General features: G+C 71.3%; 10 protein-coding genes and 1 pseudogene. 4 read left to right on the forward strand and 7 right to left on the reverse strand.

Annotation, left to right across the window (positions count from 1 at the left end):
• Positions 1-45 precede the first annotated feature (45 nt).
• The 4 genes from GA0115233_RS21170 to narI are packed head-to-tail and all read left to right on the forward strand — an operon-like array spanning position 46 to position 6,525.
• On the forward strand, positions 46-3,714 hold the full coding sequence (locus tag GA0115233_RS21170; RefSeq protein ID WP_093721841.1) for a nitrate reductase subunit alpha: 3,669 nt from the start codon (positions 46-48) through the stop codon (positions 3,712-3,714).
• On the forward strand, positions 3,714-5,309 hold the full coding sequence (gene narH / locus GA0115233_RS21175) for a nitrate reductase subunit beta (RefSeq protein ID WP_093721842.1): 1,596 nt from the start codon (positions 3,714-3,716) through the stop codon (positions 5,307-5,309). The genes GA0115233_RS21170 and narH overlap by 1 nt, the downstream gene beginning before the upstream one ends.
• The gene (narJ, locus tag GA0115233_RS21180; protein ID WP_093721843.1) at positions 5,309-5,803 is read left to right on the forward strand and encodes a nitrate reductase molybdenum cofactor assembly chaperone; all 495 of its coding nucleotides are present in this window, start codon (positions 5,309-5,311) and stop codon (positions 5,801-5,803) included. The genes narH and narJ overlap by 1 nt, the downstream gene beginning before the upstream one ends.
• Positions 5,800-6,525, forward strand: a complete 726-nt coding sequence (gene narI, locus GA0115233_RS21185) for a respiratory nitrate reductase subunit gamma (protein WP_093721844.1) — start codon at positions 5,800-5,802, stop codon at positions 6,523-6,525. The genes narJ and narI overlap by 4 nt, the downstream gene beginning before the upstream one ends.
• 29 nt (positions 6,526-6,554) lie before the next feature.
• Here the strand turns inward: narI and dnaK are convergent, their stop codons facing one another.
• From dnaK to GA0115233_RS21220, 7 genes and pseudogenes are all read right to left on the reverse strand, one after another.
• Entirely contained in the window at positions 6,555-8,426 is a 1,872-nt protein-coding gene (dnaK, locus tag GA0115233_RS21190; protein WP_093721845.1) for a molecular chaperone DnaK, read from the reverse strand.
• 102 nt (positions 8,427-8,528) lie between these two features.
• Positions 8,529-9,278: a glycerophosphodiester phosphodiesterase family protein gene (locus tag GA0115233_RS21195; protein WP_093721846.1), complete on the reverse strand. Its 750-nt coding sequence runs from the start codon at positions 9,276-9,278 to the stop codon at positions 8,529-8,531.
• 6 nt (positions 9,279-9,284) lie between these two features.
• Entirely contained in the window at positions 9,285-10,664 is a 1,380-nt protein-coding gene (locus GA0115233_RS21200; protein WP_093721847.1) for a CorA family divalent cation transporter, read from the reverse strand.
• Positions 10,665-10,763: 99 nt separating this feature from the next.
• Complete coding sequence (locus GA0115233_RS21205) at positions 10,764-11,192, reverse strand: OsmC family protein (protein ID WP_093721848.1); 429 nt, start codon at positions 11,190-11,192, stop codon at positions 10,764-10,766.
• A 63-nt stretch (positions 11,193-11,255) separates the two neighbouring features.
• Positions 11,256-13,052 carry a vWA domain-containing protein gene (locus tag GA0115233_RS21210; RefSeq protein ID WP_093721849.1) on the reverse strand — a complete coding sequence of 599 codons (1,797 nt, stop codon included), beginning with the start codon at positions 13,050-13,052 and terminating at the stop codon, positions 11,256-11,258.
• Entirely contained in the window at positions 13,049-14,110 is a 1,062-nt protein-coding gene (locus GA0115233_RS21215) for an ATP-binding protein (protein WP_093721850.1), read from the reverse strand. The genes GA0115233_RS21210 and GA0115233_RS21215 overlap by 4 nt, the downstream gene beginning before the upstream one ends.
• Positions 14,111-14,196: 86 nt before the next feature.
• A pseudogene (locus GA0115233_RS21220) lies at positions 14,197-14,863 on the reverse strand (hypothetical protein); the annotation flags it as partial.

Consider the following 14,863-nt stretch of genomic DNA (forward strand, 5'->3'; position numbering starts at 1 on the left):
TGACCCCGCCCTAGATTGAGGCGACGGGCAACTGAGGGAGCGCTTGTGACCGACACCCAGATACCGCCCACCGAGCCCGGCGCGGCACTGCTCAAGGCGGGCCGGTTCTTCCGGCCCGGCAAGCCCGCGCCCGATCTGCACAGCATCGGCCTGGTCGGCGGCCGGGAGGCGGACGCCTTCTACCGGGACCGCTGGAGCCACGACAAGGTCGTCAACTCCACGCACGGCGTGAACTGCACCGGCTCCTGCCGCTGGAAGGTGTATGTCAAGGACGGCATCATCACCTGGGAGACCCAGCAGACGGACTATCCGAGCGTCGGCCCCGACAGCCCCGAGTACGAGCCCCGCGGCTGCCCGCGCGGGGCGGCGTTCTCCTGGTACACCTACTCCCCCACCCGGGTGCGCTACCCGTACGTCCGCGGAGTGCTGTTGGAGCTGTACCGGGAGGCGAAGAACCGGCTGAAGGACCCCGTCCTGGCCTGGGCCGACATCCAGGGCGACCCCGAGCGGCGGCGCCGCTACCAGCAGGCCCGCGGCAAGGGCGGCATGGTGCGCGCCAACTGGGACGAGGCGGTCGAGATGGTCGCCGCGGCCCACGTGCACACGATCAAGACGTACGGCCCGGACCGTGTCGCCGGTTTCTCCCCGATCCCCGCGATGTCGATGGTGTCGCACGCGGCGGGCGCCCGCTTCCACTCCCTCATCGGCGCCCCGATGCTCTCCTTCTACGACTGGTACGCGGACCTGCCCGTCGCCTCCCCGCAGGTCTTCGGCGACCAGACGGACGTGCCCGAGTCGGGTGACTGGTGGGACGCGGCGTATCTGATGATGTGGGGCTCGAACGTCCCCGTCACCCGCACCCCGGACGCGCACTGGATGGCGGAGGCCCGCTACCGGGGCCAGAAGGTCGTGGTGGTCGCGCCGGACTACGCCGACAACGCCAAGTTCGCCGACGAGTGGCTGCACCCGCACCCCGGCACCGACGGCGCGCTGGCGCTGGCGATGGGCCATGTGGTGCTGAAGGAGTTCTTCGTCGACCGCGAGACACCGTTCTTCGCGGACTACGTACGCAAGTTCACCGACCTGCCGTTCCTGGTGACCCTCACCGCGCGCGACGGCGGCTTCGTGCCCGGCAAGTTCCTGCGCGCCACCGACCTCGGGCAGCGCGGTGAGGGCGCCGAGTGGAAGACGGTCGTGCTGGACGAGACGACCGGCCGCGCGGTCGTTCCGAAGGGCTCCCTGGGGTTCCGCTGGACGGAGTCCGGCAAGGGCGACTGGAATCTCGAACTCGGCGACATCAGGCCCCGGTTGAGCATGCACGGCGAGCGCGCGGCGGCCGGGGTCGAGGTGCTGCTCCCCCGCTTCGACGACGCGGAGGGGCGGGGTGACGTGGTGCGCCGCGGTGTCCCGGCGACCCGGCTCGGCGGTGCCGACGGGCCCCTGGTCACGACGGTGTACGACCTGCTCCTCGCCCAGTACGGCGTGGCCCGGGACGGACTGCCGGGCGTCTGGCCCGCCTCCTACGAGGACGCGGACGCGCCGGGCACGCCCGCCTGGCAGGAGGCGCACACTTCTGTTCCGGCCGCCAAGTGCGTGAAGATCGCTCGGGAGTTCGCGCGGACCGCGGAACGCTCCAAGGGGCGCTGCATGATCCTGATGGGCGCCGGCACGAACCACTGGTTCCACTCCGAGACCATCTACCGCGCCTTCCTGGCCCTGCTCCAGCTCACCGGCTGCCAGGGCCGCAACGGCGGCGGCTGGGCGCACTACGTCGGTCAGGAGAAGTGCCGCCCGGTCACCGGCTGGGCCACCCTGGCGGCGGCCTCCGACTGGTCCCGCCCGCCGCGGCAGATGATCGGCACCGCGTACTGGTACCTCAACACCGACCAGTGGCGCTACGACCGCTTCACCGCCGATGTGCTCGCCTCACCGCTGGGCGAGGGGCGGTTCGAAGGGATGACGGGCGCGGACTGTCTGGCACTGTCGGCGCGCGCGGGGTGGATGCCGTCGTACCCGACCTTCGACCGCAATCCGCTGGAGCTGGGCGAGGCGTTCGGGGACCCGGTGGCCAAGGCGGTGGCCGAACTGCGGGCGGGGACCTTGAAGTTCGCCTGCGAGGACCCGGACGCACCGGAGAACTGGCCGCGCGTGCTCACCCTGTGGCGGGCGAACCTGTTGGGCTCGTCGGCGAAGGGCGCCGAGTACTTCACCCGGCATCTGCTGGGCACCCACTCCTCGCTGAGCGCGGAGGAGGCGCGGCCCGGAGAGCGCCCCCGCGATGTGACCTGGCGGGAGGAGGCGCCCGAGGGCAAGCTCGACCTGCTGCTGTCGCTGGACTTCCGGCAGACCTCCTCCACGCTGCTCTCCGACGTCGTGCTGCCCGCCGCGACCTGGTACGAGAAGCACGACCTGTCCAGCACGGACATGCACCCCTATGTGCACTCGTTCACCCCGGCCGTGGACCCGCCGTGGCAGGCGCGCACCGACTTCGAGACCTTCAAGGCGCTGGCGGAGCGGCTGAGCGAGCTGGCCGAGGGTCATCTCGGGGTGTGCAAGGACCTGGTGGCGGCTCCGCTCCAGCACGACACCCCGGGCGAGACCGCCCAGCCCGGCGGGGTGGTGCGGGACTGGAAGCGCGGCGAGTGCGACCCCGTGCCGGGCAGGACCATGCCGAACCTGGTGGTCGTCGAGCGGGACTACACGAAGATCGGCGCGAAGTTCGCCGCGCTCGGGCCGCTGGTGGAGCGACTGGGCCTGCCCGCCAAGGGCATCGCGCTCAAGCCGGACGAGGAGGTGGAGCATCTGCGGCACCTCAACGGCGTCGGCTTCGACGGGCGGCCCGCCCTGGACACGGCGGTGAAGGCCGCGAACACCATCCTCGCGCTGTCCGGCACCACCAACGGCCGTCTGGCCACCCAGGGGTTCCACACCCTGGAGGCGCGTACGGGCCAGGAGATGGCGCATCTGGCGGCCGAGCACGAAGGCAAGCGGGTCACCTACGCCGACACCCAGGCGGCGCCCGTGCCGGTCATCACCTCGCCGGAGTGGTCGGGCTCCGAGTCGGGCGGTCGGCGCTACACCGCGTTCACGCTCAACACCGAGCATCTCAAGCCCTGGCACACCCTCACCGGGCGCCAGCACTTCTTCCTCGACCACGACTGGATCCACGAGCTGGGCGAGGCGCTGCCGGTGTACCGGCCGCCGCTGGACATGGGCAAGCTGTTCGGCGAACCGCGCCTGGGCCCGGACGGGAGCAAGGAGGTGACGGTCCGTTACCTCACCCCGCACAACAAGTGGTCCATCCACTCCGAGTACCAGGACAACCTGTTCATGCTGGCGCTCTCCCGCGGCGGACAGTCCATCTGGATGTCCCCGCAGGACGCGGAGGCGATCGGGGTCGCGGACAACGACTGGATCGAGGCGGTCAACCGCAACGGCGTGGTCGTGGCCCGCGCGATCGTCTCGCACCGGATGCCCGTCGGCACGGTGTACATGCACCACGCGCAGGAGCGCACGGTCAGCGTGCCGAAGGCGGAGTCGACCGGGATGCGCGGCGGCATCCACAACTCGCTGACCCGGCTGCTGCTCAAGCCGTCCCATCTGATCGGCGGCTACGCCCAGTTGTCCTGGGCGTTCAACTATCTGGGGCCGACCGGCAACCAGCGCGACGAGGTGACCGTGATCCGCCGTCGCGGCCAGGAGGTGCGGTACTGATGCGTCCGATGGCCCAGATCGCCATGGTGATGAACCTCGACAAGTGCATCGGCTGCCATACCTGCTCGGTGACCTGCAAGCAGGCGTGGACCAACCGGCGGGGCATGGAGTACGTATGGTTCAACAACGTCGAGACCCGCCCCGGACAGGGCTATCCGCGCCGCTACGAGGACCAGGAGCACTGGCGCGGCGGCTGGGAGCTGAACCGGCGGGGCGCGCTGAGGCTGAAGGCGGGCGGGCGGCTGCGCAAGCTCGCCGGGATCTTCTCCAATCCCAAGCTGCCGGAGATCAAGGACTACTACGAGCCCTGGACGTACGACTACAAGAACCTCACCGACGCCCCGCTCGGTGACGACTACCCCGTCGCCCGGCCGGTCTCGCAGCTCGACGGCAAGCCGATGAAGATCGAGTGGTCCTCGAACTGGGACGACAACCTCGCGGGCGCCCCGGCCTACGGCGATCTCGATCCGATGGTGGAGCGCACCCGGCAACAGGCCGCGGACAAGGTGCGGTTCGAGTTCGAGCAGACCTTCATGTTCTACCTGCCGCGGATCTGCGAGCACTGCCTGAACCCGTCGTGCGTGGCGTCCTGTCCGTCCGGCGCGATGTACAAGCGGGCGGAGGACGGCATCGTCCTGGTCGACCAGGACGGCTGCCGGGGCTGGCGGATGTGCGTGACGGGCTGCCCGTACAAGAAGGTGTACTTCAACCACCGCACCGGCAAGGCCGAGAAGTGCACGCTGTGCTACCCGCGCATCGAGGTCGGGCTGCCGACGGTCTGCTCGGAGACCTGCGTGGGACGCCTGCGCTACCTCGGGGTCATCCTCTACGACGCCGACAAGGTGACGGCGGCGGCCTCCGTGAAGGACGACAAGGCGCTGTACGAGGCCCAGTTGGGCGTCTTCCTCGATCCGGAGGACCCCGAGGTGCGGCGGGCGGCGGAGAACGCGGGGATTCCGTACGACTGGCTGGAGGCAGCCCGGCGCTCCCCCGTGCACGCCCTGATCAGCAAGTACCGGGTGGCACTCCCGCTGCACCCGGAGTACCGCACCATGCCGATGGTCTGGTACATCCCGCCGCTGTCGCCGGTCGTGGACGCGCTGTCGGAGACCGGGCACGACGGGGAGGACGCGGCGAACCTGTTCGGCGCGATCGACACCCTGCGCATCCCGCTGGAGTACCTGGCGGAGGTCTTCACCGCCGGGGATGTGGCGCCGGTGCGGGCCTCGCTGGAGAGGCTCGCCGCGATGCGCTCCCACATGCGGGCGCTCAACCTCGGCGAGGAACCGGACCTCTCGGTCCCGGCGGCCGTGGGGATGACGCCCGAGGAGATCGAGCGGATGTACCGGCTGCTGGCGATCGCCAAGTACGAGGACCGGTACGTGATCCCGACCGCCGCCGTGGGCGACGCCCGCCGGCTGGAGGAGTCGGCGCTCCCGGCGGACTGCTCCCTGGACTACGAGGGCGGCCCCGGCATGGGCGGGGACGGGCCGTTCGGCCAGGACTCGGGGCGCAAGCTGCTGCCGCTGGTGTCGGTGGAGAACTTCCATCTGCTGCGCAGACGGCAGACCACGGACGACGCGGAGGAGACCTGATGCCCTCGGACGCGGTGCTGTACCAGGCGGCGGCGCTCTGCCTGACCTACCCGGACGACGACTTCCGCGCCCGGCTCCCGTTGTTGCGCGAAGCCGCCCCGCAGCTACGGGCGTTCACCGATCACGCGGCCGTCACCTCCCCGCAGGAGCTGGCCGCGCACTATGTGCAGGTCTTCGACTTCAAGAACCGGCACAGCCTGTACCTGAGCTGGTGGCGCGACGGGGACACCCGGCGGCGCGGGATGTCGCTGGTGCGCTTCAAGGACGTCTACCGCGAGCACGGACTGGAGTTCAGCGGCGAGGAACTGCCCGACTTCCTGCCCGCCGTCCTGGAGTTCGCCGCCCGCACCGGCAACACCGACCTGCTCACCGAGCACCGTGACGGCCTGGAGCAACTGCGCTCCCGGCTCACCGACTTCGGCACCCCGTACGCCTGCGTCCTGGACGCGGTGTGCGCGGCACTGCCGACCGCACGCGCGGGAGTACGCCGATGACCACACTCCTCTGGGGCGTCCTGCCGTACGTCGCCCTCACCCTGCTCATCGCCGGGCTGATCTGGCGCTACCGCTACGACAAGTACGGCTGGACCACCCGCTCCTCGCAGGTCTACGAGTCGAAGCTGCTCAACATCGCCTCACCCGCCTTCCACTACGGCATCCTGTTCGTGCTGGTGGGCCATCTGGTCGGGCTGTTCGTCCCGGAGTCGTGGACGGACGCCCTCGGGGTGAGCGAGCACACCTACCATCTGCTGTCCCTGTACGGCGGTACCGCGGCCGGCATCCTCACCGTGGTCGGGATCGCGCTGCTGATCTACCGGCGCCGCACCCGGGCGCCGGTGTTCCGGGCGACGACCGTCAACGACAAGCTGATGTACCTGGTGCTGGTCGCGGCGATCGTGATGGGCATGATCGCCAAGCTGGCCCACTCCTCCGGCGACGGCTACAACTACCGGCACACCATCGCCCCGTGGGCCCGCAGCCTGTTCACGCTCAGCCCCGACATCGAGCGGATGGAGGGCGTGCCGGTGTCCTACCAGGTGCACGCGGTGATCGGCATGGCGCTGATCGCGCTGGTGCCGTACACCCGGCTGGTGCACATGTTCAGCGCGCCGGTGCAGTACCTGTTCCGGCCGTACATCGTGTACCGCAGCCGCGACCCGAAGCAGCTCGGGCCGCGGCCGGAGCGGCGGGGCTGGGAGGAGACGATGCGCCGCTAGACCAGCACTGTCACAACAGGCCCTGGCGGTCAGGCGGCGCCGCCCTTGGTGTCCTTGTCGTCGTCGACGATCTCCGCGTCGACGACGCCCTCCTCGTCCGGGGGCGTGTCCTGCGAGCCGGTGGCGTCGGAGGACGGGGCCTGCGCCTGCGCGTACAGGGCCTGGCCCATCTTCTGGCTGACGGCGGCGAGTTTCTCGATCCCGGCGCGCAACTCGGCGGTGTCCGCCTCCCGTTCGAGCAGGCGCTTCAGCTCGGTGATCGCGGACTCCACCTCGGTCCGGGTCTCGGAGGGCACCTTGGCCTCGTTCTCGGGGTTCTCGCGCAGGAACTTCTCCGTCTGGTAGACGAGTTGCTCGGCCTGGTTGCGGGTCTCGGCGGCCTCGCGGCGCCTGCGGTCCTCCTCGGCGTACTGCTCGGCCTCCCGCATCATGCGGTCGATGTCCTCCTTGGGCAGGGCCGAGCCGCCGGTGACGGTCATCTTCTGTTCCTTGCCCGTGCCGAGGTCCTTGGCGGAGACGTGCATGATCCCGTTGGCGTCGATGTCGAAGGCGACCTCGATCTGTGGCACCCCGCGCGGCGCGGGCGGCAGCCCGGTCAGGTCGAAGACGCCGAGCTTCTTGTTGTAGGCGGCGATCTCGCGTTCGCCCTGGTAGACCTGGATGCCGACGGAGGGCTGGTTGTCGGTGGCGGTGGTGAAGATCTCCGAACGCCGGGTCGGGATCGTGGTGTTGCGCTCGATCAGCTTGGTCATGATGCCGCCCTTGGTCTCGATGCCGAGGGACAGCGGGGTGACGTCGAGGAGCAGCACGTCCTTGACGTCGCCGCGGATCACACCCGCCTGGAGCGCGGCGCCGACGGCGACCACCTCGTCGGGGTTGACGCCCTTGTGCGGGTCCTTGCCGGTCAGCTCCTTGACCAGGTCGGTGACGGCCGGCATGCGGGTGGAGCCGCCGACCAGGATGACGTGGTCGACCGCGGAGAGCTTGATCCCGGCGTCCTTGACCGCCTGGTGGAAGGGCGTCTTGCAGCGGTCGAGGAGATCGGCGGTCAGCTCCTGGAACTGGGCGCGGGTCAGCTTCTCGTCCAGGTGCAGCGGGCCCTCGGCGGAGGCGGTGATGTAGGGCAGGTTGATGGTGGTCTCGGAGGAGCTGGACAGCTCGATCTTGGCCTTCTCGGCGCCCTCGCGCAGCCGCTGGAGCGCCATCTTGTCGTTGCCGAGGTCGATGCCGTACTGCCCCTTGAACTTCTTCACCAGGTGCTCGACGAGCCGCTGGTCCCAGTCGTCGCCGCCGAGGTGGGTGTCGCCGTTGGTGGCCTTCACCTCGATGACCCCGTCGCCGATCTCCAGCAGGGAGACGTCGAAGGTGCCGCCGCCGAGGTCGAAGACCAGGACGGTCTGCTCCTCGCCCCGGTCCAGGCCGTAGGCGAGGGCGGCGGCGGTGGGCTCGTTGATGATCCGCAGCACCTTCAGGCCCGCGATCTCCCCGGCCTCCTTGGTGGCCTGGCGCTGGGTGTCGTCGAAGTAGGCGGGGACGGTGATCACGGCGTCGGTGACGTCCTCGCCGAGGTAGGACTCGGCGTCCCGCTTCAGCTTCTGCAGCACCCGGGCCGACAGCTCCTGGGCCCGGTAGCGGGTGCCGTCGACGGAGCCCTCCTGCGGGAAGCGCCAGCCGCTGTCGCCCATGTGCCGCTTGACCGAGCGGGCGGTGCGCTCGATGTTGGTCACCGCCTGCCGTTTGGCCACCTCGCCGACGAGGACCTCGCCGTTCTTGGCGAAGGCCACCACCGAGGGGGTGGTCCTGGCCCCTTCCGCGTTGGCGACGACGGTGGGTTCGCCGCCCTCCAGCACGGCCACCACGGAGTTGGTGGTTCCGAGATCGATACCGACCGCACGTCCCATCGCTGTCCCCTTCCGCCAGGGCATGTCCCGAACTCCAGCACAAAACTTGAGTGGGCTGTTGTCAATGGCGCCTCGGGGCCGTGCGGAGTGCGGGCGGGGCGCTCAGCCGGTGACGGGCTCCGGCTCGCGGGGCTCGTCGCGCAGGGCCACCGCGCGCCGGGGACGGTCCGTGATCAGCACGTCCACTCGGGGATGGTTCAGGAAGGTCCGCATCGAGGCGTCCTCGTTGACCGTCCAGACCATGGTGAACAGACCGTGCCGGGTGGCCTCCCGCAGCACGCTCGCGCGGGCGAGCCGCTGGTGCACGGCGACCCCGCCCGCGCCGCAGGCGCGCACCCGGCGCAGGGGCAGGAGCTCGCTGATCCGGGTGCCGGGCAGCCGCCGCCAGCCGATCTCGCCCCGGTCGCGGCCCAGTGAGAGCGCGGTGCGGGCGCCGGGGAAGGCCCGGGTGATCGCGGCGACGGAACGGTCCTCCAGGGTGGTGGCGACGAAGGCGTCCGGGCCGAGCAGGGCGTTCGCCCGGTCGATCACCTCGCGCTCGTAACCCACCTCCTTCAGGTCCAGGTGGCCGATCAGCTTCCCGGCGATCAGCGCCATCACCTCGTCGACCACCGGCACCGGGTACCCTGCGCGCTCGCTCAGCTCGGCGTGGCCGATCGTCGACAGCAGCGGCCCGGTGTGGTCGACGCGGGCGTCGTGGTAGACGACGAGGACACCGTCGGCGGTGCGCCGGATGTCGAACTCGACGTACTCCGCGCCGCTGAGCAGCGCGTCCTCGTACGCCTCCCAGGTGGCGGCGCGGGCGCGTTCGGAGCCGCCGCGGTGGGCGGAGACGGCGGGCTGTCGCGGCATGGTGGGTCAACTCCCGGACGAGGTACGAGGCGCGGGCACCGGCGCGGTCGGGTCGCCGGAGCGGGGCAGCAGGCTGCGCGGCCCCCGGCCCGCCCGGCGCAGCAACAGGTAGCCGATCACGGCGAGGATCACGAACGGCAGCCAGGCCAGCGCGTACGCGGCGCCGTAGCGGCCGAGGTCGAGGATGGAGCGGCTGTCGTCGACATTGGTGGCGTTGACGCCGAAGAAGGCGAGCAGCAGGGTCGGCGGCAGGGCGATGAGGGTGGCCGCGGCGACCAGGACGGAGATGATGCGGTTCTGTCGCTCGTCGCGTTCGGCGAGGGCGGCTTCCAGGGCGGCGGAGCGGGCGTTGATGACGGAGGTGAGCCGCTCGACCATGCGGGCGGAGTTGTCGAGGCTGTCGCGGATGCCGAGGGCGTCGCGCAGCGACGACTGGAAACTCTCCGTGAGCATCTCCGGGATCAGCAGGCTGTCCACGTAGGCCTCGACGCCGAAGGCGAGGTCCAGCTGGAGTTCGTTGACGCCGTCGGAGAGCCGCGAGATCAGGGCGCGGACCTCGGAGGGCGAGTCGGTGAGCGCCTGTTCGTTCTCCTTCATCATCGCGAAGGCGGCGAGCCGGGTGCGCTGCAGGACGGCCAGCGCGGAGATCATGCCGAGCGCGACCACGGCCAGGCCGTTCTCCACGTGCGGGGCCCAGCCCGCCTGTACGGACACGCCGCGGCCGTGGGCGGAGAGGGTGACGCCGTGGTTCCTGAGGTTGGGCGGGATGCTCACGGTGAGCCGGTCGGCGCCCTCGGCGGGCATCATGCCGCGGTAGACGATGCTGTTGAGCAGGGCGGAGCGGTGGGACTGGTCGGTGTGGGCGAGGAGTTCCTCGCGCAGGCGGCCGCCGGGGAAGACGAGCTGGTGCACGTTGAGGCCGAAGGTGAGCGGTTCGGGCAGTCCCAGGCGGGTGCGCAGGACGTCCAGCAGGGGCCGGTCCCCCCAGGTTAAGTTCGTCCGGTCGAAGCAGGTGGTGGCGAGCCAGGAGGCGACGGCGCTGCCGTCGGTGTCCCCCGCGAACGCGCAGTCCAGGAGCAGGGTGGCGTCCCCGCGCGGGGTGGTGACGACCAGGAGGTCGGCGCCGGAGAGGGTCAGGCCGTGGTCGCCGCCGGGCAGGCCCAGTTCGTCCGGGGCCAGCCGCTCGGTCAGCACCGGCACCGGCAACACCGCCCCGCCGGACTCCAGATGGGGCCGGAAGCGCCCGAAGTGGAGCCGGTCGACGAGCCCTTGCGACTGGTCCGGCGGATGGATCCGGCAGCCCAGACTGAACAGCAGCAGGATCCGGGTGACTTCCCGGGCCCCCGCGTCGAGTGCCGTCCCGTTGCCCGCTGTTCCCGTCGCCATCGCGTCCCTTCCCCCTGGTCGGCGTCCGTTTCATACCCCGAACGGACGGCGCGCAGGCAGCCCGGTCCGGGCTGCCTGCGCGACCATGATCGCTGATGCTCAGGCGAGCTTCGCCGTCAGGGTGATCGGAACGGCCTTGAGGGCCTGGCTGACGGGGCAGTTGGCCTTGGCGTCCTCGGCGGCGGCCTGGAAGTCGGCCTCGCTGATGCCGGGCACCGTGCCCTCGACGGTGAGGTGGATGCCGGTGATGCCCTGGCCCGGCTGGAAGGTCACGTCGGCGGAGGTGACCAGCTTGGTGGGCGGGGTGCCGGCCTTGTCCAGGCCGTTGGAGAAGGCCATGCAGTAGCAGCTGGAGTGCGCGGCCGCGATCAGCTCCTCGGGGCTGGTCTTGCCGTTGGCGGCCTCGGCGCGCGCGGGCCATGACACCGGCTGCGCGGCGATCGCGCCGGAGGAGTCGAAGGTGACGACGCCGTTGCCCTGGAACAGGTTGCCTTCCCACACGGTGTGTGCGGAGCGCGTGGTTGCCACGATGAATCCCTTCAGTGAGGTCCCGTGTTCGGGGTCCGTGGCCCCATCCGATCACATTCCGGCTCAGCTCACCCGGAAGACCGGCCCCTGGGCGCTGAACGGCAGCCGGGCGCCCTTCGGAATGAGATAGGCGTGCTCGCGCCGCACCCTCAGGGTGTCGCACCAGCCGTCGGTGATGACCAGGATCGGCGCGCCGGGCGGGAAGTCGTCGGCGCGCTGCAGCAGGTCGATGCCGGGCTGGAGCACGGTGCCGCCCCGGCCGTGCACCCGGACCCGCCCGGCGATCTCGGTGACCTGCACATATCCCGCGTCGTGCGGGGCCGCGTCGCAGAACACCACGCGGGCGGCCGGTACGTCGCGGGCCTCGGCGTAGGAGGCGATGGCGCCGAGGGCCTTGCCGAGCAGGACGCGGTCCATGGAGCCGGAGGTGTCCAGGACCACGCCGAAGGTGCAGCGGGCGATCTCCTCGGGCGGGTACCAGCGTCCGGCGCGCGGGATGTCCGGGGTGGACGCCTGGCGGCGGGCCGGCCGGGAGTAGGTGCGCAGGGGTTCCGGGCGGGGCACGAACTCGTCGAACCAGCGGGCCAGTTGGGCGTCCCAGGGCAGGGGCGGGTGGCTGAGCGCGCGGATCTCCTCGACCAGGCCGCCGGGCAGGAAGCCGCGTTCCTGCCGCTGGTGCAGGTCCAGGCCCTGGCACAGGCCGCGGCGGTAGAACTCGTCGAGGTCGACGTAGTCGCGGGGCGCGACCAGCGGGGCGCCCAGGATGTCCCCGGCGCCCTTGCCGCGCGGGGTGGACATCCGGCGCATGCGGCGCAGGTCGCCGGCGATCCGGTCGTAGACCTCCTCGGCGGACAGGCCCGCGAGCTGGGCGTCGTACAGCAGGCCCTCGGGCATGGTGCCGACGTTCATCTCCTTGAGCCAGCCGTTGATGACGTAGTCGCAGGCGATGTTGAACAGGTAGGGGTCGCGGCCGCCGCAGCGGTCGCCGTGGCGCAGGGCGGCGTGCAGCATCTCGTGGGCGAGGATGAACCGCCACTCCTCGTCCTCGAAGGTGCGCAGCGGGTTGATGTAGATCTCGCCCGCCTCGGCGTTGACGGCGGCGACGGAGATGCCGTGGGCGCGGGCGAGTTCGGCGTCGGCGACCAGCTTGATCCCCGCGGCGATACCGGCGAGCAGCGGGTAGGAGGCGATGAACCAGGCGAGCGCGCGCTGCCAGGGGCGTTCCCGGACGGGTTCGCCGGAGAGGCTGTCGCGGCGGCCGCCCGCCACGTCCATGGCCGCGGCCACGGTACGGGTCAGGGCGGTGGCGAAGGCCAGCTGGTGGTCGGGCGGCTGCCCGTACCAGCCGAACCACTCCACGAGCAGCAGGTCCGCCTCCCCGCCCGCGGTGCCGCAGCGCTCGTAGACGGCCGGGATGCCGTCGCGGCGCCAGCGGGCGGCGAGCTGTTCCTCGTCGCCGTCGGGGTAGGAGGCGGGCAGGTCCTCGGGGGTCCGTCCGATGGTGAAGCCGAGCAGGAAGCGGTTGACGACGACGCAGCGGGCGGCGAGTTCGCAGCGGTCGGGCTGGACACGGGTGCCCGCGGCGGCCGGGACGTGGCCGAAGCCGAGGTGGAGCACGGCGTGGGCGATGGCCCAGGCCCAGGTGTCCCGGTCGGCGACGCGGTCGGGGTGGACGTGCAGGGTGGCGTCCGAGGCGACCCGGACCAGGCCGTCGCGCGGGGAGAGCGCGCAGTTCTCCGCGCGGCAGACATTGAAGTCCACGGCGTTCAGCGCCGGGTTGGCCTTCACCACGGCCAGTCCGGCGGCGAAGGACTCCGCGGCGATGTCCCGCTTCTTCGGCCGTCCGGTGCCGCGGCTCACCGGCGCGCCTCCACCAGCCGGGGCATGTCACGGGCCGCCTCGACCAGGAACCAGGAGGGCAGCAGGGGGTTGCCGTCGGCGTCGGGGGCGATGATGGTCTGGGCGACCTCGACGGAGATCTCGGCGAGCTGCACCAGCAGCGCCTTGGCGCGGTAGGCGGTCTGCCGGCCGGCCGCCGACATGTGCTCCTTGCCCGCGGGCAGTTCCTTGATCAGCCGGCCGCGGAAGGAGTCGGCGAGGTAGTAGAGCAGGTCCCGGTCCTCCAGGCGGCCGGGCCAGCGGGCGTCGCCCTTGATGATCGCCTCGATGCCGAACTGGCTGCGCACGATCTTGACGTAGCCGCAGAAGGCGGTGGCGTGCGCGGGGGTCAGGGTGCCGTGCGCGAGGACCTTCAGGGTCTCCTCGTCCAGGCCCGGTCCGAAGGAGTGCAGGGCGTCGGAGAGCATGTGCCAGGAGCGGGGGGTGGAGAAGGGCTCCTCGGTCTTGGGCGGCTTGGACCACAGGTGGTCGGGGCGGTCGGTGAGGTGGTCCACTATCCAGGGGTGGATGCCGTTCTCCCCGGCCCACACCAGCCAGTCCTTCGGGGACGCCTCCAGGTGGACGTGGGTGAGCCGGTTGACCAGCGCGGAGGCGATCGGGCGGGCGAGGGCGTTGTCGGTCGCGCGGTTCCCGGCGCCGATCACGATGGAGCCCGGGGGCAGCTCGTAGGTGCCGATGCGGCGGTCCAGGATCAGCGAGTAGAACGCCTTCTGCACATCCGGGGTGGCCGCGTTCAGCTCGTCCAGGAACAGGCAGTACGGCTCGTCGCGGGCGATGACCTCCGGCGGGCAGAACACCGAGCGACCGTCGCGGATCTGCGGCACCCCGATCAGGTCCTCGGGGGCGAGCTGGGTGCCGAGCAGACTGACGCACTCCAGTCCCAGCGACTCCGCGAAGGCCCGCACCAGGGAGGACTTTCCGATGCCGGGCGCGCCCCAGATGAACACCGGCCGCACGGTGGCGAGGCCGAGGAGGAGTTCCGGAAGCCGGGCGGGGGTGACGGTGACGGCGGCCTGCAAGCCTGGAGCTCCTCAAAGCGGGTGCATGGGACAGGGGTTCGACTGCGAACAGTGTGGGCGTACGGGTCGGGCGGCGCACCCGGTTTTCAGGCCGCCCGCTCCTCGGTCTCCGTGTCCACCGGCAGCCGGGGCCCGTCGGACTCGCTGAGCCAGCGGCGCAGTACGCGGTGGACCTGCTCGGCGCCGACGAGTTCCGTGCCGTCGGCGGCGGGCGCGGACAGGGCGATCGGGGACAGCAGGAAAGGGCGGCCCTGGTCGCCGCCGAGTCCGCCGTGCGAGCCGATCTGCTCCTCGAAGGCGAGGACTTCGCCGTCGGCCGGGTCGTGCATGGAGTTGACCATGATGTCGGCGGTGTGCGGGAAGGAGTGGGTGCGCCGCACCGCGTCCGCGGCGCCGGGCCCGAAGGCGGCGAGCGGCCCCGGCTCCTCGTCCAGCCGGTCCAGCGGGATCTCGGTGCCGAACGGGCCGAGCACGACCCCGCCGTGCCGTTCGCTGCGCACCAGCAGGAAGCCGATGCCGGGGTGGTTGGCGAGGGTGGTGAGCAGGGCGGGGTGGCGGGCGTCGATCTCCTCCTTGGTCATCCGGTGCGGGACGTCCGGGAAGGAGACCAGGCCCAGGTTGCCGGAGGCCAGCACGATCGGCTCGGAGCGGCGGTCGGCGCGCTGCCGTTCCTCGCGCTCCTCCACCGGTATGCGCAGCGCGGCCCGGACGGCCGTGCGGGCCTCGGCGCCGCTGCGGGTGCGCCGGGCGCGG

Source organism: Streptomyces sp. DI166, from assembly GCF_900091315.1.
Taxonomy (GTDB): Bacteria; Actinomycetota; Actinomycetes; order Streptomycetales; family Streptomycetaceae; genus Streptomyces; species Streptomyces fuscus.

What these genes read in the sequence shown, in the direction of transcription:
- narH (WP_093721842.1), top strand. Translation starts at nt 3,714, where the DNA reads ATGCGTCCGATGGCCCAGATCGCCATGGTGATGAACCTCGACAAGTGC.
- narJ (WP_093721843.1), top strand. Translation starts at nt 5,309, where the DNA reads ATGCCCTCGGACGCGGTGCTGTACCAGGCGGCGGCGCTCTGCCTGACC.
- narI (WP_093721844.1), top strand. Translation starts at nt 5,800, where the DNA reads ATGACCACACTCCTCTGGGGCGTCCTGCCGTACGTCGCCCTCACCCTG.
- dnaK (WP_093721845.1), bottom strand. Translation starts at nt 8,426, where the DNA reads ATGGGACGTGCGGTCGGTATCGATCTCGGAACCACCAACTCCGTGGTG.
- GA0115233_RS21195 (WP_093721846.1), bottom strand. Translation starts at nt 9,278, where the DNA reads ATGCCGCGACAGCCCGCCGTCTCCGCCCACCGCGGCGGCTCCGAACGC.
- GA0115233_RS21200 (WP_093721847.1), bottom strand. Translation starts at nt 10,664, where the DNA reads ATGGCGACGGGAACAGCGGGCAACGGGACGGCACTCGACGCGGGGGCC.